At 64.2% G+C, this 25,260-nt stretch carries 20 protein-coding genes and 1 pseudogene; 17 read left to right on the forward strand and 4 right to left on the reverse strand.

Annotation, left to right across the window (positions count from 1 at the left end; all coding sequences use genetic code 11):
• Positions 1–13 precede the first annotated feature (13 nt).
• From FJ938_RS03930 to FJ938_RS03940, 3 genes are read right to left on the reverse strand one after another with little or no spacing between them, the layout of a single operon-like run.
• Complete coding sequence (locus tag FJ938_RS03930; protein WP_140691295.1) at positions 14–3,115, reverse strand: efflux RND transporter permease subunit; 3,102 nt, start codon at positions 3,113–3,115, stop codon at positions 14–16.
• Positions 3,112–4,191: an efflux RND transporter periplasmic adaptor subunit gene (locus FJ938_RS03935; RefSeq protein WP_140691298.1), complete on the reverse strand. Its 1,080-nt coding sequence runs from the start codon at positions 4,189–4,191 to the stop codon at positions 3,112–3,114. Before FJ938_RS03935 ends, FJ938_RS03930 begins: the two co-directional genes overlap by 4 nt.
• Positions 4,188–5,327, reverse strand: coding sequence for an efflux RND transporter periplasmic adaptor subunit (locus tag FJ938_RS03940; protein ID WP_140691301.1), 1,140 nt, complete (start codon positions 5,325–5,327; stop codon positions 4,188–4,190). Before FJ938_RS03940 ends, FJ938_RS03935 begins: the two co-directional genes overlap by 4 nt.
• Positions 5,328–5,560: 233 nt before the next feature.
• On the opposite strand from FJ938_RS03940, the gene FJ938_RS03945 reads away from it, so the two are divergent.
• Positions 5,561–6,838 (forward strand): 4-aminobutyrate--2-oxoglutarate transaminase, encoded by a 1,278-nt coding sequence (locus tag FJ938_RS03945; RefSeq protein ID WP_140691304.1) that lies wholly within the window; start codon positions 5,561–5,563, stop codon positions 6,836–6,838.
• A gap of 119 nt (positions 6,839–6,957) precedes the next feature.
• On the opposite strand, the gene FJ938_RS03950 is transcribed toward FJ938_RS03945, so the two are convergent.
• Positions 6,958–8,211: an FAD-dependent oxidoreductase gene (locus tag FJ938_RS03950; RefSeq protein ID WP_140607790.1), complete on the reverse strand. Its 1,254-nt coding sequence runs from the start codon at positions 8,209–8,211 to the stop codon at positions 6,958–6,960.
• Positions 8,212–8,644: 433 nt separating this feature from the next.
• On the opposite strand from FJ938_RS03950, the pseudogene FJ938_RS03955 reads away from it, so the two are divergent.
• From FJ938_RS03955 to metK, 16 genes and pseudogenes are all read left to right on the forward strand, one after another.
• Positions 8,645–9,933: pseudogene (locus tag FJ938_RS03955) on the forward strand (imelysin family protein).
• A gap of 109 nt (positions 9,934–10,042) precedes the next feature.
• Complete coding sequence (locus FJ938_RS03960) at positions 10,043–10,354, forward strand: (2Fe-2S)-binding protein (RefSeq protein WP_140607847.1); 312 nt, start codon at positions 10,043–10,045, stop codon at positions 10,352–10,354.
• Positions 10,355–10,570: 216 nt separating this feature from the next.
• Positions 10,571–12,064: a di-heme oxidoredictase family protein gene (locus FJ938_RS03965; protein WP_246673186.1), complete on the forward strand. Its 1,494-nt coding sequence runs from the start codon at positions 10,571–10,573 to the stop codon at positions 12,062–12,064.
• A complete protein-coding gene (locus tag FJ938_RS03970; protein ID WP_140691310.1) occupies positions 12,064–13,143 on the forward strand; it encodes an imelysin family protein in 1,080 nt (359 codons plus the stop codon). The genes FJ938_RS03965 and FJ938_RS03970 overlap by 1 nt, the downstream gene beginning before the upstream one ends.
• Before the next feature lie 421 nt (positions 13,144–13,564).
• On the forward strand, positions 13,565–14,668 hold the full coding sequence (locus FJ938_RS03975) for a DUF1513 domain-containing protein (RefSeq protein WP_140691313.1): 1,104 nt from the start codon (positions 13,565–13,567) through the stop codon (positions 14,666–14,668).
• Between the two features lie 96 nt (positions 14,669–14,764).
• Entirely contained in the window at positions 14,765–15,442 is a 678-nt protein-coding gene (gene tsaB / locus FJ938_RS03980; protein WP_140691316.1) for a tRNA (adenosine(37)-N6)-threonylcarbamoyltransferase complex dimerization subunit type 1 TsaB, read from the forward strand.
• 1 nt (position 15,443) lies between these two features.
• Complete coding sequence (gene rimI / locus FJ938_RS03985; protein ID WP_140691319.1) at positions 15,444–15,938, forward strand: ribosomal protein S18-alanine N-acetyltransferase; 495 nt, start codon at positions 15,444–15,446, stop codon at positions 15,936–15,938.
• A 128-nt stretch (positions 15,939–16,066) separates the two neighbouring features.
• Positions 16,067–16,867 (forward strand): 1-acyl-sn-glycerol-3-phosphate acyltransferase, encoded by an 801-nt coding sequence (locus FJ938_RS03990; protein WP_140691322.1) that lies wholly within the window; start codon positions 16,067–16,069, stop codon positions 16,865–16,867.
• A gap of 73 nt (positions 16,868–16,940) precedes the next feature.
• Positions 16,941–18,350, forward strand: a complete 1,410-nt coding sequence (gene miaB, locus FJ938_RS03995) for a tRNA (N6-isopentenyl adenosine(37)-C2)-methylthiotransferase MiaB (protein WP_140691325.1) — start codon at positions 16,941–16,943, stop codon at positions 18,348–18,350.
• Positions 18,351–18,433: 83 nt separating this feature from the next.
• Entirely contained in the window at positions 18,434–19,426 is a 993-nt protein-coding gene (locus tag FJ938_RS04000) for a PhoH family protein (RefSeq protein WP_226890477.1), read from the forward strand.
• 9 nt (positions 19,427–19,435) lie between these two features.
• Positions 19,436–19,942 (forward strand): rRNA maturation RNase YbeY, encoded by a 507-nt coding sequence (gene ybeY / locus FJ938_RS04005; RefSeq protein ID WP_140691328.1) that lies wholly within the window; start codon positions 19,436–19,438, stop codon positions 19,940–19,942.
• A gap of 27 nt (positions 19,943–19,969) precedes the next feature.
• Entirely contained in the window at positions 19,970–21,064 is a 1,095-nt protein-coding gene (locus FJ938_RS04010) for a hemolysin family protein (RefSeq protein WP_140691331.1), read from the forward strand.
• A gap of 58 nt (positions 21,065–21,122) precedes the next feature.
• Positions 21,123–21,563, forward strand: coding sequence for a VOC family protein (locus FJ938_RS04015; RefSeq protein WP_246673169.1), 441 nt, complete (start codon positions 21,123–21,125; stop codon positions 21,561–21,563).
• A 94-nt stretch (positions 21,564–21,657) separates the two neighbouring features.
• Positions 21,658–23,250: an apolipoprotein N-acyltransferase gene (gene lnt / locus FJ938_RS04020; protein WP_140691334.1), complete on the forward strand. Its 1,593-nt coding sequence runs from the start codon at positions 21,658–21,660 to the stop codon at positions 23,248–23,250.
• Positions 23,251–23,389: 139 nt separating this feature from the next.
• On the forward strand, positions 23,390–23,809 hold the full coding sequence (locus FJ938_RS04025) for a helix-turn-helix transcriptional regulator (RefSeq protein ID WP_140607758.1): 420 nt from the start codon (positions 23,390–23,392) through the stop codon (positions 23,807–23,809).
• Between the two features lie 168 nt (positions 23,810–23,977).
• Positions 23,978–25,243: a methionine adenosyltransferase gene (gene metK / locus FJ938_RS04030; protein ID WP_140607756.1), complete on the forward strand. Its 1,266-nt coding sequence runs from the start codon at positions 23,978–23,980 to the stop codon at positions 25,241–25,243.
• Positions 25,244–25,260: the final 17 nt, after the last annotated feature.

Below are 25,260 nucleotides of genomic sequence, written 5' to 3' on the forward strand. Positions count from 1 at the left end.
CCGAGTTCCCGCCTTAGACTGCTCCACCTTCGGGCACCGTTTCCCCTTGTACGCCGTTGCTTTCGGGCTCACGCTTCGGCTCCTTGATGCGGAACCACGTCACATAAAGCGCCGGCAGGAACAGCAGCGTGATCGCGGTACCCGCGATGATGCCGCCCATCATGGCGTAGGCCATCGGACCCCAGAACACTTCGCGCGCGATCGGGATCAGCGCCAGGCTGGCCGCGGCCGCGGTCAGCGCGATCGGCCGCATGCGGTGCTCGGTGGCTTCGATGACGGCCGTCCACCGGTCCTTGCCCTCGGTCACGAGGTCCTCGATCTGCACGATTAGGATGACCGAGTTGCGGATCAGGATGCCGATCAGCGCCAGAACGCCGAGGATGGCGACGAAGCCGAGCGGCGCGCCGCTCGGCACCAGTGCCGCCACCACGCCGATCAGGCCCAGCGGCGCCACCGCCACCACCAGGAACAGGCGCTGGAAGCTCTGCAACTGGACCATCAGGATCGTCGCCATCACGAACAGCATCAACGGCACAACCGCCGCGATCGGTCCCTGGCTCTTGGCGCTTTCCTCGACCGAGCCCGCCGTTTCGACCGAGTAACCCGGCGGCAGCTTGGTGATGAAGGCGTCGACCGACGGCTTGAGTTCGTTGACCACGGTTGCCGGCAACGCGTCGCCGACCAGGCCGGCGCGCACCGTGATGGTCGGGATGCGGTCGCGCCGCCACACCGTCGGCTGCTCGAGCTCGTAGCGGAAGTTGGCGACCGCCGCGAGCGGGATCGCCTCGCCGGTGCTGGTCGGCAGCTGCATGTTCTGCAATGTCTCGATCGAGCCACGCTCGGCCTCGCGTGATCGTGCCACGACATTGATCAGGTAGGTGGCGTCGCGCACCTGGGTGATCGTGGCGCCGCCGACCGTGCTGTTCAGCGCGCTGGCGATGTCGGAAGAGGTGATGCCGAGCTGGCGCGCCTTGTCCTGCAGCACGTCGACCCTCAGCACACGCTGCGGTTCGTTCCAGTCGAAGGTCGGCGCGGCGAGCTTCGGATTGACCGAGATGAGGCCGGCGAAGTGTTGCGCCAGTTCTCGCACCGTCTGGATGTCGGGTCCGCCGACGCGGTACTGGACAGGACGGCCGACCGGCGGTCCGAGTTCGAGCAGCTTGACGAAGGCGTCGGTGCCGACGAATTCCTCGCGCAGCAGCTTCTCCAGCGCGGCCTTGACCCGGTTGCGGGCTTCGATGCTCTTGGTGACGATCACGGTCTGGCCGAAATAGGGGTTGCCCGGCTGCACGTCATAGGCCAGCACGAAGCGCACCGCGCCCTGGCCGATATAGGACGAGAAATGGTCGATGTCTGGATTGCCGACCAGCGCCCGCTGCTCGAACCGCTCCATCTGGTCGCGCGTATCGGCGATCGACGCGTTCTGCGGCAGGTTCCAGTCGACGACCAGCTCCGGCCGGTCGGATGGCGGGAAGAACTGCTGCTGGACGAGACCGAAACCGGCGATCGAAGCGGCGAAGAGAAGCACCGTGACGATGATGGTCAGCCAGTGGCGGCGCACCGAGCCGACAAGGACCCTTCGAAACAGCGACGTGAGGCGGCCGGGCTTGTCGTGGTGCTTGGCCTTCATCGTCGCCGGCAGGATGGTGACGCCAAGCAGTGGCGCAAACAGCACCGCCACGATCCATGACACCAGCAGCGACACGGCGATGACGACGAACAGCGTGAAGGTATATTCGCCGGCTGCGCTGTTGTTGAGGCCGATCGGGATGAAGCCGGCGACCGTGACCAGCGTGCCGGTCAGCATCGGGAAGGCGGTCGAGGTGTAGACATAGGTCGCCGCCTTGCGCAGATTATCGCCGATCTCCAGCCGCGCCACCATCATCTCGACCGCGATCATCGCGTCGTCCACCAGCAGCCCAAGCGCGATGATCAGCGCACCCAGCGAAATGCGCTGCAGCGATATGCCGAGATATTCCATGACGGTGAAGGTGATGGCCAGCACCAGGGGGATCGACAGCGCCACCACGAAGCCGGCGCGCATGCCGAGGCTGATGAACGACACCGCGAGCACGATGGCGACCGCCTCGAACAGCGCGCGGGTGAACCCTGAAACCGCTTCCTCGACGATGACAGGCTGGTCGGCAACCAGATGCACGCCGACGCCGACCGGCAGGTCGGCCAGCACCTTGTTCATCTCCTCATGCAGCGCCTCGCCGAATTGCAGCAGGTTGGCGTTGGGCTTCATGCCGATGGCGAGCCCGATCGCGTCCTGGCCATTGAACCGGAACAGCGCCGTCGGCGGATCGACATAGCCACGTGTGATTGTGGCTACGTCGCTCAGGCGGAAGAAGCGGTCGTTGACGCGCAGGTTGATGGCGCGCAGGCTCTCCTCCGAAGTGAACTGGCCGCCGACGCGCACGCTGATGCGCTCCGGGCCGGACTGGATGACACCGGATGGCGTGATTGCGTTCTGCGCCTGCAGGCTTGCCACGATCGCCTGCTGGTTGAGGCCGAGCGCCGCGATCTGGCGGGTCGAGAATTCGAGATAGATCGCCTCGTCTTGCGCGCCGACCAGGTCGACCTTGCCGGCATTGGGCACGGTCAGGATTCTGGTCCTGACATCCTCGACATAATCGCGCAGCTGGCGCGGCGTCAGCCCATCTGACGTGAAGGCGTAGATGTTGCCGTAGACGTCGCCGAAGCGGTCGTTGAAGAATGGTCCCTGCACGCCTTGCGGAAACTGGTTCCGGATGTCGTTGACCATGTTGCGCACCTGCAGCCAGGTCGGCACGACGTCGCGCGCCCTGGTGGTCGGCTTCAGGTTGACGAAGATGACGGTCTGGCCGGCTGTGGTGACCGATTTGGTGTAGTCGAGGCTGTCGAGCTCCTCGAGCTTCTTCTCGATGCGGTCGGTCACCTGCCGCACGGTCTCGTTGACCGAGGCGCCTGGCCAGTTGGCCTGGACGATCATCGTCTTTATGGTGAAGGCCGGGTCTTCCTCGCGGCCGAGATTGAGATAGGAAAATACGCCGGCCACCACGAAGACCAGCATGAAGTACCAGACCAGCGAGCGGTGGTTGAGCGCCCAGTCGGAGAGATTGAAGCCCTTCATGAGGCCCCTCCCTTGGGCACTTTCACTTTCTGACCTTCGCTCAGGCTGTGGACACCCGCGGTGACGACACGCATGCCGGCTTCAAGCCCCTCGGCCACGGTGAAGGCGCCGCCATTCTTCGATGCGAGCTTGATGTCGCGCGCGCTCACGCTCGATGTCTGCGGATCGACGATCCACACTTTCTCGGCGCCGTCCTTTTCGAGCAGCGCCGACATGGGCAGTTCGATCGTCGGCGCCACCTTGGTTACGCGGGTTGCGGTTACCGTCGAGCCGAGCCGGAAGGCCTGCGGCGGGTCAGTCAGCGTCAGCCGCACGCGCCGGGTGCGGGTCGAGCCCTCGGCCTGTGGCGCGATCTCGCGCAGCTTGGCCTCCGTCTGGATCGTCGGCAGCGATTGCAGGATGACCTGGAATGGCGTGCCGGCGGAGAGATCGCCGGTCAACTGGTCGGGAATATCGACCACCGCTTCGCGCAGGTCCGAGCGCGCCACGGTGACGACCGTCTGCCCGGGTGAAACCGTCTGGCCGACCTCCGCGCCGACTGCGGTGACGACGCCGTCGAAATCCGAGAACAGCCTGGCATAGCCAAGCTGCTCCTGCGACTTGGCCAGCGAAGCCTTGGCCCGTTCGACACTGGCCTCGGCCGCTTTCCTTGCCTGCTGCGCGGCATCGAAGACGGACTGCGAGGTGTTGGCCGAGGCAAGCAGCTGGCGCTGGCGCTCCTCGCTGGCGGCGGCGTTGGCGAACTGCGCCTCGGCGTTGGAGAGCTCCGCCTTGGCCGCTTGCACCGCTAGCTCCAGCGCGGTCGGGTCGAGCGCGGCGATCGTCGTGCCCTTGGTGACGATGTCGCCGACCTTGACGTCGCGCGAGACAACCCGGCCAAGCAGCCGGAAGGCCAGGTCGGCGCTGACCTGTGGCTCGACCGAGCCGGCGAAGCCGAAGGTCTGGGTGGTGCGCGGCTCGATCACGACCGACAGCACCGGCCGGATGATCTCCGGCGGCTTTTCGTCCGACTTCGAGCAGGCGCCAAGCGCGCCCAGCGCAAACAGGCCAAGCAGGATGCGTACCAGCCGGTTCATTGGCCCGCTCCCGCTATCTCGATCGTCTGGCCAGGACTGAGCAACTGCCCGCCCGCGGTGACGACGCTTTGGCCTTCATTCAGTCCCTTGGCGATCACGACGGTACCGGAATCGAAAGCCAGCACCTCGACGGGCGTCGTCGCAACCGCCTTGGTCAAAGGATCGACGATCCACACCGCAGGCTTGCCGGCGCTGGATGTCAGCGCTTGCCAGGGCAACAGGATCACCTTCGCGGGCTTGGCGCTGACCGAGCCGATGACGGCCGCGCCCAGGGGCATGCCTGTGGGCGTATCGGGAATGCCGACCTTGACGCGGATCGAACCGGACGCCTGGTCGACCGCCGGCGAGATTTCACGCACCTTGCCTGTTGCCCTCACCTGGGGATCGGACAACAGCGTGATCGTCACCGCGGGAGAGGTCGGCGTCCTGGCGACCAGCGTCTCCTGCACGTTGAACACGGCGTCCCGGTCGCCGTCCTCGGCCACGGTGAAGACTGTCTGCGCCGCTTGCACCACCTGGCCGGTCTCGATCTGGCGGGCGGTGATCACGCCGGCGGCCCCTGCCTTGAGTTCGGTGAAGGAAAGGTTCTGCTGCGCATTGGCGAACGCGCTCTGCGCCGCATCGACGCTGCCTTGCGCCACCGTCAGCGCCTGGTCGGCGGTGTCAAAATCGCGTCTGGTGGTGAAGCCCTGGGCAAGCAGCGTCTTCTGCCGCGCGAATGTGGCGGCGGCCTGTGTCAGTTGTGCTTGTGCCGCGTCAAGATCGGCCTGCGCGGAGCGCAGATCGGATTCTTGTTCCTGCGGATCGATGCGGGCAAGCACCGCGCTCTGGTCGACATGCTGGCCGACATCGACAAGCCGCTCGGCGACGCGGCCGCCGACCCTGAACGACAGATTGTTCAGCGAGCGCGCCGCGATCACGCCCGTCAGCGTGGTTCTCGGCGCATAGTCGGCGAGTGCCACCGTCTCGGTGCGCACCATGATCGGCAGCTTTTTCGCCCCGGCCTCCTGCTTCTGGCAGCCGGTCAGCAGCAGGGCGACCATACAGGCGAAAAGCGCCGAGGCGACTGGAAAAGACAAAAGGCTGGAGGTTTTGACCGATGGCGGCGAGACGGAGGATGTCGCGTTCCTGCTCATGGGCTCCCCTCGACCGCGGACCGCTCGCTGACGCTCGCGGATATCTGGAGGATAATCGATCGCCGGAAAAAGGAAACCGGTCTTGCCTGCCTATCGCCCGACTGGTTAAGGGCAGGCACCCGCCGGCCGCAGGCCCAATTGCCTGCCGGTGGTGCCGACTTGAGGAAAACGTGAAATAAGGTCAGAAGACATCTGACCAAACGAGAACGGGCGCCGGCCCGATGAGGGATATTATGAAGAATTCAGCCATTTCCGAACGCAGGAACCAGTCGATTTCACGCGGCATCGGCATGACCACGCAGATCTATGCCGACCGGGCTGAAAATTCGGAGATCTGGGATGTCGAGGGCCGCCGCTACATCGACTTCTCCTCCGGCATCGCCGTGGTCAATACCGGCCACCGCCATCCCAAGGTGATCGAGGCTGTCAAGGCACAGCTCGACCGCTTCACCCATACCTGCCATCAGGTGGTGCCCTATGAAAGCTACGTGCGGCTGGCCGAACGCCTGAACGCCATGCTGCCCGGCAAGTTCGAGAAGAAGACCATCTTCATCACCACCGGCGCCGAGGCGGTCGAGAACGCCATCAAGATCGCCCGCAACGCCGCCGGCCGCCAGGCCGTCATTGCCTTTGGTGGCGGCTTCCACGGCCGCACCTTCATGGGCATGGCGCTGACCGGCAAGGTCGTTCCCTACAAGGTCGGGTTCGGCGCCATGCCGGGCGACGTCTACCACGTGCCGTTCCCGGTGCAGCTGCATGGCGTCTCGGTCGCCGACTCGCTTGCCGCGCTCGATAGACTGTTCAAGGCGGATGTCGATCCGGCCCGCGTCGCCGCGATCATCATCGAGCCCGTTCAGGGCGAGGGCGGCTTCTACGATGCGCCGCGTGAGCTCATGACGGCGCTGCGCAAGCTCTGCGATCAGCACGGCATGCTGCTCATCGCCGACGAGGTGCAGACCGGGTTTGCTCGCACCGGCAAGATGTTCGCGATGGACCACCACGAGGTCGCCGCAGACATCACCACCATGGCCAAGAGCCTGGCCGGCGGCTTTCCGCTGGCGGCGGTCACCGGCCGCGCCGAGATCATGGATGCGCCCGGCCCTGGTGGGCTCGGCGGCACCTATGGCGGAAGCCCGATTGGCGTCGCCGCCGCGCATGCGGTTCTCGATGTGATCGAGGACGAAAAGCTGTGCGACCGCGCCAACACGCTGGGTGCGCGGCTGAAGCAGCGCCTCCAGTCGATCCGCGACGACGTGCCCGAGATTGTCGACATCCGCGGCCTCGGCTTCATGAACGCGGTCGAGTTCAACGACGTCAAGAAGGGCCTGCCCTCGGCCGAGATCGCCAACGCCGTCCGGCTGAAGGCGCTCGACAAGGGACTGATCCTGCTGACCTGCGGCGTCTATGGCAACGTCATCCGCTTCCTGGCGCCGATCACCATTCAGGACGAAGTCATGAACGAGGCGCTCGACATTCTGGAAAGCTCGATCCGCGAAGCCTGCGCCGCCTGACCACTTTACCTCCCCCTCGTGGGGAGGTCGGACCGAAGGTCCGGGTGGGGGGCTTGGCGCCGACCCCCACCCCGCTGCTTCGCAGCGACCCTTCCCCGCAAGCGGGAGGGTAAGGGCGTCTAGCCCGCAGCCCTTGCCGGCTCATCCTGCTGAAACGCGGCCAGTGCTGCCTTTAGCCCTTCGGGGCCCATGGCCACCGTTTCCCGCGTCGGTGAGAAGCCGGCGCCGAGCATCTTGCGGCCGAGCATGTGGTCGCCCGGCCGATTGACGGATTCGATGCCGAGCAGCCGGTCCCCGGCGTAATGGTAGATCGAAAACTTGTTGTCGGGCAGGTCGCCCAGCACGACATGGCTGTCGCCGCCGGCGGTCAGCCCGACCATCTGCAGCTTCATGTCGCCAATGTCGGACCAGAACCATGGCACCGCGGAATAGGCATCGGCATGGCCTGATATGGTGCGCGCGGCAAGGCGTGCCTGGTCGGTGGCGTTCTGCACCGACTCCAACCGCACGTCGCCGCCGGTGAACCAGTGCCGGTAGGAGGCGGCGTCGCCGATTGCGAGGATTTCAGGCACCGAGCTGCGCATCTGTTGGTCGACGCGGATGCCGTTGGCCACGACGAGGCCGGCTGCCTGCGCCAGTTCGACATTCGGCACGGCGCCGATGCCGACGATGACCATGCGCGCCGGCAGCCTTTCGCCTGTTGAGGTGATCGCGGCCACGACATGACCGTTTTCGCCTTCCAGCCGGGCAATCGAGGTGCCGGTCAGGATGCGCACGCCGGTCGCTTCCAGCCGTTGGCGGACATGGCTCGCCACGGCGGGCGCCACGGCGCGTCCAAGCAGCCGGTCGACCGTTTCGACAACCGTCACCGTGCGGCCGGCCGCCCGCAGCGTCGCGGCAATCTCCAGCCCGATGAAACCGCCGCCGAGGATGACGACATCTTCGCTCTGTGCGCTCAACTCCCGGATCAGCCGCGCATCGGCCAGCGAGCGCAGCGACAAAACGCCGGAGAGGTCCGAGCCTGGCAGCGGCAGGGCGCGCGGGCGCGACCCGGTCGCCAGGATCAGATGGTCGAAGGCAAGCGAGCCGCCACCGGCGATGTCGAGGCTGCGGCGACCGGAATCGATGCGCTCAATCCGGATTCCCGGCCGGTAATCGATGGCGCTGCCAGTATAGAAGGCCTCGCCGCGCAGGGGCTGCGGCTTGGCTTCCGCGTCCTTGATAAAGGTCTTCGACAGTGGCGGCTTGTGGTAGGGCAGTTCGTTCTCGTCACCGACGAGGATCACCGGCCCGTCATAGCCGTCCTCACGCAGGCTTGCCGCCGCTTGCACGCCAGCATGACCCGCGCCCACAATGACCACACTGTTCTTCATCGCATTCCCATCCCGATTTTGATCCTAGGACGTCTCGCCAAGTGGCAATTGTCTGGCGCCGCCGCAAGAGAGCTTTTGCGGGTCGCACCGGGAATGGCGGCTGTCAATCGCACAGTTCGTCGAGAAAACCGGTGAAGGCAGCGGATAAAGTTGACTATCATAGTTTAGAATAATTCTAAACTATTGTTTCGATTGGATTTTCCAGCAATTTTGGTTGACTTCCGCTGGCGTCGAAGCTTTAAGGGATCTCGCGCATTGGCGCATCCCTTTGATGTCTGGGCCTTGAACCCGTTCGATTGGAGGCATTTTGGTGTCTTTCTTCCCTGAGCCGCGCGGCAGCGCGGCATATCCTGCGGCCGGTGGCATGCACACGGCCTGGTGCCGGCTGCCACGCGCGCCGTCTGCGGAATTCCCGAGAGACTGGAGAGCGATGATGACAGCACGATATGGCGGCAGGCTCGCGGCGATTGGTGCCACGGCCTTGCTGACGGCGGCGGTGTTCGTGCTGCCCGCGAAGGCGGAAACCGACCTCAAGGCGGTCATCAAGACTTACGCGGATATCGGGCTTGCCAAATATGAGGATTCCCTGATCACCGCGCAGGCGCTCGACAAGGCGATCGACGCCTTGCTTGCCAAGCCGTCGGCCGAAACGCTCAACGCCGCCCGCGACGCCTGGAAGGCGGCCCGCGTGCTCTATCCGCAGACCGAGGTCTACCGCTTCGGCAACAAGATCGTCGACGACTGGGAAGGCGGGGTGAATTCCTGGCCGCTGGACGAAGGCCTGATCGACTACGTTGCCAAGAGCTACGGCACGGAATCGGACGCGAATTCGCTCTATACGGCCAATGTAATCGCCAACAAGGAAATCGAGATCAACGGCAAGAAGGTCGATGCCTCGACGCTTTCGCCGGAATTCCTCTCCGGCACCTTGCAACAAGCTGGCGGCATCGAGGCCAACGTCGCCACCGGCTATCACGCCATCGAGTTCCTGCTCTGGGGCCAGGATATGCACGGCACCGGTCCGGGCGCCGGCGAGCGTCCCTATACGGATTACGACTCAAGAACTGCACCGGCGGCAATTGCGCCCGCCGCGCACAGTACCTGAAATCGGCAACTGACCTTCTGGTCTCCGACCTGCAGAAGATGGTCAACGACTGGAAGGAAGACGGCGCCGCGCGCAAGAACCTCGTCGATGGCGGGCCGAACACCGCGATCTCGATCATCTTCACCGGCATGGGCTCGCTGTCCTACGGTGAACTGGCCGGCGAACGCATGAAGCTCGGCCTGCTGCTGCATGATCCGGAAGAGGAGCAAGACTGCTTCTCCGACAACACATACAACTCCCATCTTTACGACGCCGTCGGTATCCGCGCCGCCTATCACGCCAGCTATATCCGCCTCGATGGCACCGTCGTTTCGGGGCCCTCGGTGTCCGATATGGTGAAGGCAGTCGACCCGGCGATCGACAAGGAACTGTCGGGGAAGCTCGAAGTCACCGTCGCCAGGATGGAAGCGATCAAGGCGCGGGCCGAGGCCGGCGAAGCCTATGACCAGCAGATCGCCGAGGGCAATGCGCAAGGCAATGCCACCGTTCAGGCGGCGATCGACGCATTGATCGACCAGACCAAATCGATCGAGCGCGCCGTCGGCTCGCTGAAGCTCAACGCCATCGCCTTCGAGGGTTCCGACAGCCTCGACGCGCCGGACAAGGTGTTCAAGTAAGGCCAGAAGCCTGCTCAGGAGCCGGGCGACCGGCTTCGGAATGAGGAGGCCCCGGCAGTAAGAAATGCCAGGCGGCGCGGGAGCCGCCGCCAGCCATCCGAGCCAAGTAATGCTGATCTGCCATTGCAACATCATCACCGAAACGGAGATCGAGCAGGCCATCGTCGGGCTGCTTGACAAGGACCCCTGGCAACTCATCGTGCCGGCAAAGGTCTACCACGCCATGCAGAAGCGCGGGCGTTGCTGCGGCTGCTTCCCAAATGTGGTCGAAACGATCATTCGGGTCACCGAAAATTACCACGGCCGCTCGGAGGCGGGCGGCGTGGATGTCGTTTCACATCTGGATCGTGTCAGAGGTCTGCGCGTCCAATACGGGAGCAGAAGCCATGAAAGGCGAACCGCGGATCATCGAGCGGCTTAACGAGGCTCTGTTCCCCTTGAGACGCAACTCGGTCTGCTGCCCTCGATCGGCGAAGAGGAGTACCGGCAGCACAACCCCCCGGCGGGCGAGGCGGAATAAGGATATGCGGAAATGCGGCGCCCCATAGCTGTCTTGCGCCGCTTGTGGCGGGCTGAACGTCCGCTGCCCGTTCGGATAACGCCGCGCTCATCGGCTGGTCGGCGTTGCATCATCGCCATGCTGGCGCTTACCTCTTCCGCAATGGCTGGCGACCTTCCCGCCGGCCTTCCCACCGCGCGTACCGACCTCAGCGCGAAAGACCAGGCGCGTGTCACCGCCGTCACCAGGGCGACGACGGATTTCTCCAGACCCGAGCCGTTCGAGCTGATGCAAGGTGGCGCCGGCACGTCCGAGAAAGACGTCAGCCGCGAATCCTTCTCGCAATCCTCGGCCAACATCACCTTCGAGGAAGAGGGGACCTTCAAGCTCGGAAACGCCCTGTTCCGCAAGAACTGGGTGTCGTCGCCATCCTCGACGCAGGCGTCGGACGGGCTTGGGCCCCTGTTCAACGAACGGGCCTGCCAGAATTGTCATCTGAAGGATGGTCGCGGCCGCCCGCCGCAAGGTGACGCCGGCACCACCTCGATGTTCCTGCGGCTGGCCCGCGAGGCAAGCAGCGCGGAAGAGAAGGCGGCTATCGCCGACCATCAGTTGCCCAACTTCCCCGATCCGGTTTACGGCACGCAGTTGCAGGAGCTGGCGGTGCCTGGCCTGCACGGCGAAGGCCGGATGCATGTCGACTATCAGGAACGTAAGGTAGAACTGACGGATGGCACGGTGGTTTCCCTGCGCAACCCCAGTTACTCCGTCACCGATCTTGCCTATGGGTCTCTCGATCCGCGCACCACGCTGTCGCCGCGCCTGACCCCGCCTATGATCGGCCTTGGGCTGATCGAGCAAATCGCGCCGACCGACATCCTTGCCCATGCCGATCCGGAGGACCGCGATGGTGACGGCATCTCCGGCAGGCCGAACATCGTCCGCGATAACCCGAGCGGTGAGTTGAGGCTTGGCCGTTTCGGCTGGAAGGCGCAGACAGCATCGATCCGCCAGCAGGCGGCGGATGCTTTTTCCGGCGACATCGGCATTTCGACGCCGGAAGAACCGAAGCATTGGGGCGACTGCACCGCCGCGCAGGCAAAATGCCTCGCCATGCCCAACGGCGTGCAGGACCGCCTCGGCCCGGTCGAGGCGCCGTCGCCGGTGATGGATCTCGTCACCTTCTATTCACAGAACCTGGCCGTGCCGGCACGCCGCGATCTCGCCGCGCCTGATGTGCTCGCAGGAAAAAAGGTCTTTTACGAGATCGGCTGCGTTGCTTGCCACACGCCGAAATTCGTCACCCGCCGCGACGCGCCAAACAAGGCGCAGGCCTTCCAGCTGATCTGGCCCTATTCCGATTTCCTGCTGCACGATATGGGGCCTGACCTTGCCGACGGCCAGGCTGTGGGCGACGCGACCGGCAACGAGTGGCGCACCCCGCCGCTGTGGGGTATCGGCCTGACCGAGATCGTCAACGGCAATTCCTTCTTTCTGCACGATGGCCGTGCCCGCAGCCAGACCGAGGCGATCCTGTGGCATGGCGGTGAGGGCCAGAAGGCGCGCGACCGCTTTGCCGCCGCCGGCGCTGCCGAGCGCGATGCATTGCTTAAATTCCTGGAGTCACTCTGATGCTGAAGCGTTCCGCGCTGCTTCTTGTTCTTCCCCTGGCCTTGCTGGATACTTTCCCCGCGTCGGCGGCCGTGAAGGCCTCCGACGTCATCCGGCGCGCGATCGACGGCTTTGTCCGCCCGGCCTATGCCGGTCTCCATGAGCACACGGAAGCCCTGGCGAAAGCGATGTACAAGCTCTGTGAGGCACCTTCGCAAGGGGAGCTCGATGCGGCGCGTGCCGAGTTTTCGGCCACGGTCTATGCCTGGTCGTCGGCCGAGATCATCGGTTTTGGGCCGATCAAGGAGAACAACCGCCTGGAGCGCATGCTGTTCTGGCCGGACCGCAAGAGTATTGGCCTGAAGCAGGTGCAGGCGGCCTTGTCGGACAAGGACGCTACCGCCACCGATCCGGCACAACTGGCCGGCAAGAGCGTTGCCATGCAGGGCCTGGGTGCGCTGGAATTCGTGCTTTACGGGGATGGCGCCGATGCGCTTACGGGCAAGGACGAGCCCTATCGCTGCGCCTATGGCGCGGCGATTGCCGGCAATGTCGAAACCATGGCAGGCGAGGTGAGCGCGGCCTGGAACAAGCCGGACGGCTTTGCAATGCTCTGGGCCAATCCGGGACCGCAAAACGCACTTTACCGCGACGGCAACGAAGCAGTGACTGAGCTGGTCGGGGTCTTCATCAAAGAGTTGGAGATGGTTCGCGATGTCCGCCTGAAGGGCTTCCTTGGAGCCGGGCCCGGGACGGACAAGCCGAAACAGGCGATCTACTGGCGTTCGCAAAACACTGCCAATTCGCTGGCCGGAAATCTCACCGGCATCGATGCGCTGTTCCAAGTCTCGAAGCTGGGCGATGCGCTGCCGTCCGATGCGCGCTGGATGGCGGAGTCAATCCATATCCAGCTGGTCAACGGCGTCACCACCGCGAAGTCCATCCAGGGTCCGATCGACAAGGCGCTCGCCGATCCGGCGCAGCGCGAAAAACTCGAGCATTTCGCGCTGATCACCTCCAGCCTGTCGCCCCTGATCGGCGCCAGGCTGACCGCCGAATTCGGCCTGACTGCAGGTTTTTCGTCGTTGGATGGAGATTGAGCGTGAGCCGGAAAATGGCGTGGGCATTTGGCGATAGGCGCAGCGGCTGCGACGCGTGGCCGGTATTTGCGAATCTCCGTCTTTGGAGATTGGTCGAAACGCTAGTCGCTTCGTCATCCTGGGGCGGAGCAAGGAGCGAAGCGACGCGGCGCAGACCCCGGGATCCATGCCGCGACTTCAGGGCGTTGCAACGGTTCGGCTTTCTGCTCCGCTGCGTTCTTCGGCTGAAATCACGGCATGGATCCTTGGGTCTTCGCGACGGAGCTTCGCTCCTGCTTCGCCCAAGCATGACGAATTCTGAAAGGCTTCGGCCAACCTCGGATGGCTGCGATAATCCGCTCGAGCGATCGGTGGGAACTGAATGCCAACTTCGACCTCCGGACATGGCGATGAGCGAGCCTCTAACCGTTGGGATGGTGTCATGAGAACATCCCTCATGGATCGCCGTGATTTCCTGAGGGCCGCGGGCATTGGCTTTGCCGCCGCGATGGCACCGTCGGCCTGGGCAAAAACGCTGGCGGCGGGTGCCGTCTTCGCCACCGCCTTCCTCAAGCGCGACGGCGGTTTTGGTGCTGCCGTCCTGTCGGAGGCCGGCAAGGTGCTGCATGCGATCGACCTGCCCGATCGCGGCCACGACGTCACCTTCGATCCCGTATCCAGGCGTTCGGTGGTTTTCGCCCGCCAGCCGGGCACTTTCGCCGTCGTTTTCGATCACACCGGGCACGATGCTCCGCTGACAATCGCCAGCATCCCCGGCCGGCATTTCTTCGGCCATGGCGTGTTCTCGCCCGACGGCGCGCTGCTCTACGCCACGGAGAATGATTTCGACAACGCTGCAGGCGTGGTCGGCATCTATGATGCGCGGGCGAAATTCAGCCGCGTCGGGGAGTTCCCGACCTACGGCATGGGGCCGCACGAGCTTCTGCTGCTGGGCGATGGCAGGACGATCGCGGTCGCCAATGGCGGCATCGAGACCCATCCCGATTATGGCCGTGCCGAGCTCAACATCGGGACCATGAAGCCGTGCTATGTGCTTGTCGACCGCGTCTCTGGTGACCTCATCGAAAAGCACGAACTGCCGGCGGCGCTGCATCAGCTGTCGATCCGCCACATGGACACCGACCAGACCGGCACCGTCTGGTTCGGCTGCCAATACAGGGGGCCGGGCACCGATCGTCCGGCGTTGGTCGGCCGCGCCACGCGCGGCAAGGATCTGCAGTTGCTCGACATGCCGGGGGATGTGCTGTCCGGCTTTCGCAACTATATCGGCTCGGTCGCCGCCAACGATTCAGCCGGCACCGTTGCCGTCTCGTCGCCGGAAGGCAATTCGCTTGTGGTGATCGATGCGGCGAGCGGTCGGGTCGTCTCGACCAGCGTGCTGGTCGAGGTCTGCGGCCTGGCGCCTGACGGATCGGGCTTCATGGCCACCACGGGCGCTGGCGAGATCATCGAGGGCAGCGGCGCGAAGCGATCGAAACCGGACTATGTCTGGGACAACCACATGCTGCGCATCGAACAGGTCTGATAGCGCGCTGGCAGAACCGAAGCCGTTTAACAAATTGTGCTTGCGGTGGCGCGCCTTGGCGGGCACAGGGAAGTGGTTCTCGGAACCGGTCGCTTCATGAAATTGCTTGCCATCGACTGTGCCGCCAGCCTCTGCGCCGCCTGCGTCTACGACGCGGCGGCAGAGGAGGAACTCGGCCGCTCGGTGCTCGATCTCGGCAAGGGCCATGCCGAACACCTGATGGCGGTCATCGCCGAGGCGATGAAGGCGGGTGCGACTGACTACGCCGGCCTTGGCGCCATCGCCATCTCCGTCGGTCCCGGTTCCTTCACCGGCCTTCGCGTCGGTGTTTCGACAGCGCGCGGGTTGGCGCTGGCGCTCAAGGTGCCCGCGATCGGCGTGACGACGCTCGAGGCGCTGGCGGCCGAAGCGGCAGCGGCATTTCCCGGCCGCGCCGTGCTGGCGGCGCTCGATGCCGGCCGTGAGGAGATCCATGCCGCATTGTACGATAAAATGTCAGCTTTGACTTACGGCCCCGCGGTGACCACGCTGGCGGAAGCCACGGCCCTGGCGGTCGAAAATGCTGCCGTGCTTGCCGGCACCGCGGCGGCGCACATCGCCGCTTCAGCCGGGCGCGCTTTCGACATCGGGCCACGGATGGCCACCGCCGACATTGTCACCTACGCCCGTCTTGCCGTCGCCAAAGGCGAGAGCGAAAGGCCAAAACCGCTTTACCTGCGCGGCGCCGATGCCAAGCCGCAGGCCGGATTTATTCTTTCAAGGCAAGAAAAATAGAATGCGCATACCTTTTCTCCAGCCGCGTCGCCGGGACTATGCACTCGAGCCACTCAGGATCACCGACAGTCCCGCGATCTCGCTGCTGCACCGCGAGGATTTCGTCCGCCCGTGGACCGATGGCGAGTTCGCTGCCTTGCTCGAACAGGACACCGTGTTCGGCTACGCCGCGCGCGAAACCGGGCAGGGCGCCAAGCCGCCGGTGGGCTTCGTGCTGGCAAGGCTGGCAGCCGGCGAGGGCGAGATTTTGACCGTCGCCGTGGCGCGATCGCATCGCCGCCAGGGGCTGGGCTGGCAGCTGATGGACGCGGTGCTACGCGAACTGCACGCCCAGCGCGCCGAAGCGCTGTTCCTGGAGGTCGACGAGACCAATGTCGCCGCGATCGCCCTCTATCGGCGGCTCGGCTTCCGCGAAGTCGGCAAGCGCCCGGATTACTACAAGGCGCCCGGGCACGGGCCGACCGGGGCGCTTGTCATGCGCCGCGATCTTCGCTAGCCAGAGGCCGCATGACCCCGAAAATCGGATCCGATTTCGGAAGGATCATGCGCCAAGATTAAGGTGTTGCAGCGTCCTTTGCGCGTCCAGGAGGACGCGCGGCACTGTAATGGTAAGGCCAAGGACGCATGATCGGAAAAATCAGGGTTTTCCTGGCGCTGGGCCTCGTCGTTGCCGGTTCGCTGGTGCTGGTGCCGTTGCAGATACTGTCGATGAAAACCGGCTGGTGGCCGGAAACCGTCGTCCTCAAAATATGGCACAGGCTGATCGTCCGGGCGCTCGGCATGCGCATCCATGTCAAGGGGACGCTGTCGGCCAAGCGCCCCTTGCTGGTTGCCGCGAACCACATCTCCTGGACCGACATCATGGTGCTGGGCTCTTTTGCCGATGTGAAGTTCATCGCCAGGGCCGACATGGAAGGCTGGCCGCTGATCGGCATGCTGTCGAAACTGCAGCGCACCGTCTTCATCGAGCGCGAACGCAAGCGTTCCTCGGGCGACCAGGCCAGCGAGATCGCCGGCCGCATGGCCAAGGGCGACGTCATGGTGCTGTTCGCCGAGGGTTCGACCGGTGACGGCAATGTCGTCCTGCCGTTCAAGAGCACGCTGTTCGGGGCCGCCTCGATGGCGATTTCGGAGGGTGCTGCCGAGCAGGTATTCATCCAGCCGGTGGCGATCGTCTATACGCGCCTGCATGGCGTGCCGCTCGGCCGCCGGCACCGCCCGATCGCGGCCTGGATCGGCGACGAGGATTTGATGCCGCACCTCAAGGTGCTGATGGCCGAAGGCGCCCTCGATGTAGAGGTGCATTTCGGCGAAGCGATTGCCTTTTCCAAGGGCTCGAACCGCAAGGAAACGGCGAAGCTGATGGAAAGCCAGGTGCGTGAGATGATGCAGGCGTCACTCGCCGATCCGCGCCCGAGCCGCTAGCCCGGCACGCTCCTGCGGGCGCATACCGAGAATCGTCTGTTTTTTGTCACGGAAAGGCGTTAGAAGCCGCCGGATGGACTTGAACACGATTGAAAGCGACGACATCGGCACTGTCGCCGGAGAGCCGGCAGCGCGCGCCACGGCAGCGAAGAAGGTCTTCATCAAGACCTATGGCTGCCAGATGAACGTCTATGACTCACAGCGCATGAGCGACGCGCTGGCCGCCGACGGCTACACCGCGACCGATGCCATCGGCGAGGCTGACCTCGTGCTGCTCAACACCTGCCATATCAGGGAGAAGGCGGCCGAAAAGGTCTATTCCGAGCTCGGCCGCATCCGTGACATGAAGGCGGCGCGCGCCGATGCCGGCCGCGAATTGCTGATCGGCGTCGCCGGCTGCGTGGCGCAGGCCGAGGGCGCCGAGATCATCAGGCGCTCTCCGGCTGTCGATCTGGTCATCGGTCCGCAGACCTATCACCGCTTGCCGGACGTGCTGGCGAGAGTCCGTGGCGGCGAGAAGATCGTCGAGACCGAATATGCCATCGAGGACAAGTTCGAGCATCTGCCGCAACCCAGGCGCGCCGAGGTCATCAAGCGCGGCGTCACCGCCTTCCTCACCGTGCAGGAAGGCTGCGACAAGTTCTGCACCTTCTGCGTCGTGCCCTACACCAGAGGGTCCGAAGTATCGCGGCCGGTCGTGCAGATCGTCGCTGAGGCCGAGCGGCTCGCGGAGGCCGGTGTGCGCGAGGTGACGCTGCTTGGCCAGAACGTCAATGCCTGGCATGGCCAAGGCGAAAATGCCGAGGAATGGGGTCTTGGTCGGCTGCTGTTCCGGCTGGCCGAAATCCCCGGCCTTGCGCGGCTGCGCTACACCACCAGTCATCCGCGCGACATGGACGACGAGCTGATTGCCGCCCACCGCGACCTGCCGTCGCTGATGCCCTATCTGCATCTGCCGGTGCAGTCGGGATCCGACCGTATCCTCAAGGCGATGAACCGCAGGCACACGGCCAAGGATTATCTGGCGTTGCTTGATCGCATCCGTGCCGCGCGGCCGGATATCGCACTATCTGGCGACTTCATCGTCGGCTTCCCCGGTGAAACGGACGCCGATTTCGAAGCGACCATGGAATTGGTGCGCCAGGTGAACTACGCCTCGGCCTTTTCCTTCAAATATTCGCCACGCCCTGGCACGCCGGGCGCCGATATGCCCGGTCATGTGCCGGAATCGGTCAAGGACGAACGCCTGCAGCTCCTGCAGGCTCTGCTTTTGAAACAACAGCAGGATTTCGGCTCGAGCCTGGTCGGCAGCACCATCGACACGCTGATCGAGAAGCCTGGCCGGCAGGCCGGCCAGAAGGTCGGCCGCTCGCCTTGGCTACAGCCGGTTATTGTTGATGAAAAGGCCGGCGAAATCGGTGACATTATCCAGGTACGAATCACGAAGACGGGCTACAATAGCCTGTTCGCCGAATTGGCCTGATGGTCTCGGCAGATGAGGAGAGACGGTTGAGCGCAGCGGAGCTGAAGAATCTGCCCCCGGTACCGGCATCTGGGGCTTCTGACATGGCGCACATCGTTCTGACTTTCGACAACAACAAGCTTGCCAGCGCCCTTTACGGTCAGTTCGACGAGAACCTCGCCCGGCTCGAGCAGAAGCTCGGCGTCGACATACGCTCGCGCGGCAACCAGCTGACCATCAAGGGGTCTGCTTCGGCCGCCGAACAAGCGCGCCGCGCCTTGGACAATCTCTACGGGATTCTGCAGAAAGGCGTCGATATCAGTCAGTCCGATGTCGACGGCGCCGTGCGCATGGCGGTGGCCGCCGACGATCAGCTCACGCTGCCGACGCTGGAGCGCAAGGGCAAGGTTTCAGCTGCCCAGATATCCACCCGCAAGAAGACGATCTACGCCCGCTCGCTCACCCAGGACGCCTATATGCGGGCCTTGGAGCGGTCGGAACTGGTGTTCGGCATCGGTCCGGCCGGCACCGGCAAGACCTATCTGGCGGTGGCGCATGCGGCGATGCTGCTCGAACGCGGCATGGTCGAGCGTATCGTGCTGTCGCGCCCCGCGGTCGAGGCCGGCGAGCGGCTGGGCTTCCTGCCCGGCGACATGAAGGAGAAGGTCGATCCCTATCTGCGGCCGCTCTATGACGCGCTCTACGACATGATGCCCGCCGACAAGGTCGAACGTGCCATTGCGGCGGAAGTGATCGAGATCGCGCCGCTCGCCTTCATGCGCGGCCGCACGCTGGCGCATGCCGCGGTCATCCTCGACGAGGCGCAGAACACCACGCCGATGCAGATGAAAATGTTCCTGACGCGTCTTGGCGAAAATTCGCGCATGATCGTGACGGGCGATCCGACCCAGATCGACCTGCCGCCGAACACCAAGTCCGGCCTGGTCGAGGCGCTCAGGATCCTTGACGGCGTGACGGGTATGGTGACGGTGCGCTTCAACGAGGGTGACGTCGTCCGGCATCCGCTGGTCGCCGAGATCGTCAAGGCCTATGACCGGGACGGCAAGCTCGCGCGCGGCATGGGGACCGAAGGCTGATTTGACCGCATGACCGAGCCCGAAAGGCCTGATGGGATAGGCCTGCTCCTTCCCGTCGACATCGATCTGATGGTCGAGGCGGGAAACTGGCCTGGAGAGGCGGTGCTTTTGCAGCTTGTCGACAAAGCCGCCGCGGCCGCTTTCGCCGAAACCGGCGCTGCAGGACATTCCGAACTGAGCGTCGTTTTTTCCGACGACGCCCATATCCGCACGCTGAACGCCGGCTGGCGCGGCAAGGACAAGCCGACCAACGTCTTGTCTTTCCCGGCTTTTCCGCATGCGAAAGGCGCTCCGCTGCCGCCGATGTTGGGCGACATTGTGCTCGCCGCCGAGACGGTGGCGCGCGAGGCGGCACTGGAAGACAAGCCCCTGGAGAACCATATCTCCCATCTCGTCATCCATGGCCTGTTGCATTTGCTGGGCTACGATCACGAGACCGACGCCGAGGCCGAGGAGATGGAAGCTCTCGAACGTACAGCGCTCGCAAGGCTTGCCATTCCCGATCCCTACGCGTAACTACATCTGACAATTGACCGGACGACGATGAACGACAAACCAGAGACTGCCGCCCGCCCCGACGCCGGCAGTGCCGCCAAGGCTTCCGATACGTCGGAAGAGGGATCAAGTCCGAGTACCGTTACCCCTGGTGTTGCCAACACCGGCAGTGTTGCCAGCGAGTCTTCGCCTGCCGGCCCCTCCCTGTTCGAGCGTGTTTTGGGCCTGTTCCGGCAACGCAACGGAACCAGCCTGCGTGAGGAAATCGCCGGCGCGCTTGCCGAGACAGCCAGCGATGCCGAATCCTTCTCGCCTGGCGAGCGCGCCATGCTCAACAACATCCTGCGGTTGCGTGAAGTGCGCGTCGAGGACGTCATGGTGCCCCGCGCCGATATCGAGGCCGTCGAAATCACCACGACGCTTGGCGACCTCCTGGGCACCTTCGAACAATCCGGCCACTCCCGCATGCCGGTCTATTCCGAGACGCTCGACGATCCGCGCGGCATGGTCCATATCCGCGACGTGCTGGCGCACATCACCAAGCTCGCGCGCGTCAAGAAGGGACGCACGACCAGGAAGACGCCGGCCGCCACGCAGCTTGATCTTGCCCATGTCGACCTCGCGCGCACCATTGGCGAGCTCAACCTGATCCGCCCGGTTTTGTTCGTGCCGCCATCGATGCTTGCCTCCGACCTGATGGGCCGCATGCAGACGACGCGCACGCAGATGGCACTGGTCATCGACGAATATGGCGGCACGGACGGCCTTGTCTCGCTCGAGGACATTGTCGAGATGGTCGTTGGCGATATCGAGGACGAGCATGACGATGACGAGCCGATGATCACCCAGGCCGGCGACGGCGTGTTCGTCGTCGACGGCAAGGCCGAGATCGACGACGTCGCCAAGATGATCGGCGGCGATTTCGCCGCTGGCGAACATGGCGAATATGTCGACACCATCGGCGGCATGATCTTCAACACGCTCGGCCGCGTGCCGGCGCGCGGTGAGGTGGTGCAGGCCATCCCGGGCTTCGAGTTCCATGTGCTCGATGCCGATCCGCGCCGCGTCAAGCGCGTGCGCATCGTGCAGAGCCAGAAGGGCGAACGCCGCCGGCGTGCCGCGGCGCGCACCGAACAGGCCTGAGCCGCTCGCTCGCCGATGACGATTGAGGATCCGTTCAAGCACGCGAGCCTGGGGTCCGGTGTCTTCTACAGGGACCCGCTGGAGGGACCCTGTTGCCGCGCTGGCGTGGCTGGAAGCGGCGTTCGGCTTCGAGCGCAGCATGGTGGTCAGTGACGCCGAGGGAAAGCTCGTCCATTCCGAGATGCGGTTCGGCGATTGCTACATCATCGTCGATTCTGAATGGGCTGATTATGTCGCCAGCCCGGCTGCGGTCTCCGGCAAGAACACGCAGTCGGTCTATGTCAGGCTGAAGGACGGCCTCGAAGCGCATTGTGAGCAGGCGCGGGCGGCCGGTGCGGTAACAATCCAGGAGCCGACGGATCAGTTCTATGGCGAGCGCCAGTATCGGGCCCGCGATCCCGAGGGTCACGTATGGACCTTCACGCAGGCGATCCGTTCCGTTTCCCGCGAAGAGGCCGAACACCTGGGCGGCCTGCGGATCGAGGGTTGGCATCGATAGAGCGGCGGTCGGGGCATCGCGGCCGTCGGCGTTTGGAGTGCAAGCCGCGGCCTGATAAATCTGGCGTCCTGATTCGCGCGACTCGGAAGTATGCATGGTGCGCCTTGCTGGCCGGATAATTCTGCTTTGGGGTTGGCGGCGCGCGCTCGTTGCCTTTCTTGCCGGAGCGCTGGCGGTGCTCGGCCAGGCGCCATACGATTTCTTCGCCGCCTGCTTTATTTCGTTTCCGTTGCTGGTCTGGCTGCTCGACGGCGCAACCGGCGAAGCCTCCGGCAGCCTGTTCCGGCGCCTGCGGCCGGCTTTCGCCGTCGGCTGGTGGTTCGGCTTTGGCTATTTCCTCGCCGGCCTCTGGTGGGTCGGCTCGGCGCTGCTGGTCGAGGCCGACAGCTTTGCCTGGGCGCTTCCCTTCGCCGTAATCGGCATTCCCTTCGCGCTCGCCTTTTTCTATGGCTTTGCGACGATGGTCGCCCGGCTTCTATGGAGCAGCGATGTCGGCCGCATCGCCGCTCTTGCCTTCGGCTTCGGGCTGACGGAATGGCTGCGCGGCTTCCTGTTCACCGGCTTCCCCTGGAATGCGATCGGCTATGCGGCGATGCCCGTGCCCCTTCTGATGCAGAGCGTCTCGGTGACCGGCATGATCGGCATGAACGCTCTTGCCGTGTTCCTCTTTTCCCTGCCTGCATTGCTGGCGGCGCGCCGGCATCTTCGCCTCGGTGCAGCCCTGTTTGTGCTGCTTGCCGCCGCCCATGTCGGCTTCGGCTATGTCAGGCTTGCCGCTCCTGAAAAGCCGGCTGAGCGCAGCCTGGATGTCCGCATCGTCCAGCCGGCGGTGGACCTGTCGGAAAAGTGGAACGCCTCGGTGCGTGACCGCATCTTCGCCACCCTGTTAGGCCTGTCCGCCAAGGCACCGGACGCCGGTCACGGAAAGCCGCAGCTGATCCTGTGGCCGGAAACCTCGGTGCCGTTCCTCTTCACCGAGCGGCCTGATGCGTTGACGGCGCTGGGCGATATGCTGGCCGATGGCCAGATGCTGATTGCCGGCGTCGTTCGCGAGGAGGGCGGCTCGGCGGCCAGCCCTGACAGCCGCTATTACAATTCCGTGGTGGCGATCAACGACAAGGGCGAAATCGCTGACGCCGTCGACAAGGTCCATCTGGTGCCGTTCGGTGAATACCTGCCTTTTGCCGATCTGTTCGGCCGTTTCGGTATCGACCAGCTCGTCGCCGGGCCGATGACGTTCACGGCCGGCAACGAGCGCCACGCAATCACGCTTCCGGGCGGCATCCATGCCCTGCCATTTATTTGTTATGAGGTGATCTTTCCCGACCTCGTGGCGGTTGACGCTACGTCAGCGCAGCTTATTGTGAACGTTACCAATGATGCGTGGTTTGGCGACACGCCGGGCCCATACCAGCATTTCCGGCAGGCTCAGATTCGCGCAGTGGAGAACGGATTGCCCTTGCTGCGCGCTGCCAATAACGGCATCTCGGCCGTCGTCGATCGACACGGACGCGTCGTCGACGCGCTGGCGATCGACGCGCGCGGAGCCATCGATGTGAAGGTGCCGATTTCCGAACAGACGGTCGTTTCCTCAGGCCAGCGACGCATTAACGGAATGCTGATTATGTTGCTGTTTGCGCTGGTGGGGGCCCTGTTGAATGTAAGGCAAAGGCTACGGGTGAATTGACAGTTGGCACATTAGAAACTCATACTGTACCGCCTGAAAATTTCTCGAAGCCAGTGGATCGTTCTGTTGGGGCAGTTCGCCTCCGGCTTTCTTTGGGCAGGAAAAAAACACGAAGCCGAAAAAATTCGGCGAGGAAAAAATGACAGAAGAAAACAAGAAGAAACCGAATCCGATCGACATCCATGTTGGAAGCCGGGTTCGGCTCCGCCGCAACATGCTCGGAATGAGCCAGGAAAAGCTGGGCGAAAATCTCGGCATCACATTTCAACAGATCCAGAAATATGAAAAGGGCACCAATCGCGTCGGCGCCAGCCGCCTGCAGGCGATTGCCTCGATACTCGGCGTGCCCGTCGCCTTCTTTTTCGAGGATGCGCCGGGTCAGGAGTCCGCGGCCAACCGCGGCTTTGCCGAGGATGCCTCGATGGCTTTTGCCGTCGAATTCTGCGGCAGCCCGGAAGGCCTTCAGCTCAACCGCGCCTTTGTCAAGATCGCCGATGTCAAGGTGCGCCGCAGGATCATCGACTTGGTGAAATCGCTCGCGGCGGACGATCTCGACTGATCCGCGATGCGCTTCGAACCGGCGGCAACCAGCCGCCGGTGGCACAAGATGTCGGCGTCGACATTCATGCCAGAACGGCGGCAACGCTTGACGAGCGGCGCTCTGCCCCGCTAACACGTGGCGCGCCAAAATCGGCAGCCCGCCGATCGTTTTCAAGAGGGGACACCCGTGACGCGGCAGAACTACTTCTTTACCTCGGAATCCGTTGCCGAGGGCCATCCCGACAAAGTCTGTGACCGGATCTCCGACGAGATCGTCGATCTGGTCTATCGTGAAGCCAAGAAGACCGGCATGGACCCATGGAAAGTCCGCGTTGCCTGCGAGACCCTGGCGACCACCAACCGCGTCGTCATCGCCGGTGAGGTGCGCGTCCCCGAGACGCTGCTGAAGAAGGACAAGGCCGGTAACATCCTCAAGGACGCGGCGGGGCACCCTGTCGTGAACCCGGCGAAATTCAAATCCGTCGCCCGCAAGGCGATCCGTGAGATAGGCTATGAGCAGGCAGGCTTCCACTGGAAGACGGCCAAGATCGAGGTCCTGCTGCACGGCCAGTCGCCGGACATCGGCCAGGGCGTCGACAACGCCGCCGACCGCCAGGGCGAGGAAGGTGCCGGCGACCAGGGCATTATGTTCGGTTATGCCTGCCGCGAGACGCCGGACCTGATGCCGGCGCCGATCTACTACAGCCACAAGATCCTCGAACTGCTGGCCGCCGCCCGTCACGAAAACAACGGCGAGGCGGGCAAGCTCGGACCGGATGCCAAGAGCCAGGTCACCGTCCGCTACATCGATGGCAAGGCGGCCGAGGCGACGCAGATCGTCCTGTCGACTCAGCATCTCGACTCGACCTGGGACTCCAAGAAGGTCCGCAAGGTCGTGGAACCCTACGTCCGCGAGGCGCTTGGCGACCTCAAGATCGCCGACGATTGCATGTGGTACATCAACCCGACCGGCAAGTTCGTCATCGGCGGGCCAGACGGCGATGCGGGCCTCACCGGCCGCAAGATCATCGTCGACACCTATGGTGGCGCGGCACCTCACGGCGGCGGCGCCTTCTCCGGTAAGGACACCACCAAGGTCGATCGTTCGGCCGCATATGCGGCGCGTTACCTCGCCAAGAATGTCGTGGCGGCGAAGCTGGCCGACCGCTGCACCATCCAGCTTTCCTATGCCATAGGTGTCGCCCAGCCGCTGTCGGTCTATGTCGACCTCCACGGCACCGGCAAGGTCGACGAGGCAAAGCTCGAAGACGTGCTGCGCAGCGTGATGGATCTGTCGCCGTCGGGCATCCGCCGCCACCTGGACCTCAACAAGCCGATTTACGCCAAGACGTCGTCCTACGGTCATTTCGGCCGCAAGGCCGGCCGTGATGGGTCTTTCTCCTGGGAGAAGACCGACCTCGCCAAGGCGCTCAAGGATGCCGTCGCGGCCTGAGCGCCACGACGACCCTG

It is taken from the genome of Mesorhizobium sp. B2-4-14 (assembly GCF_006442155.1).
Lineage (GTDB): Bacteria > Pseudomonadota > Alphaproteobacteria > Rhizobiales > Rhizobiaceae > Mesorhizobium.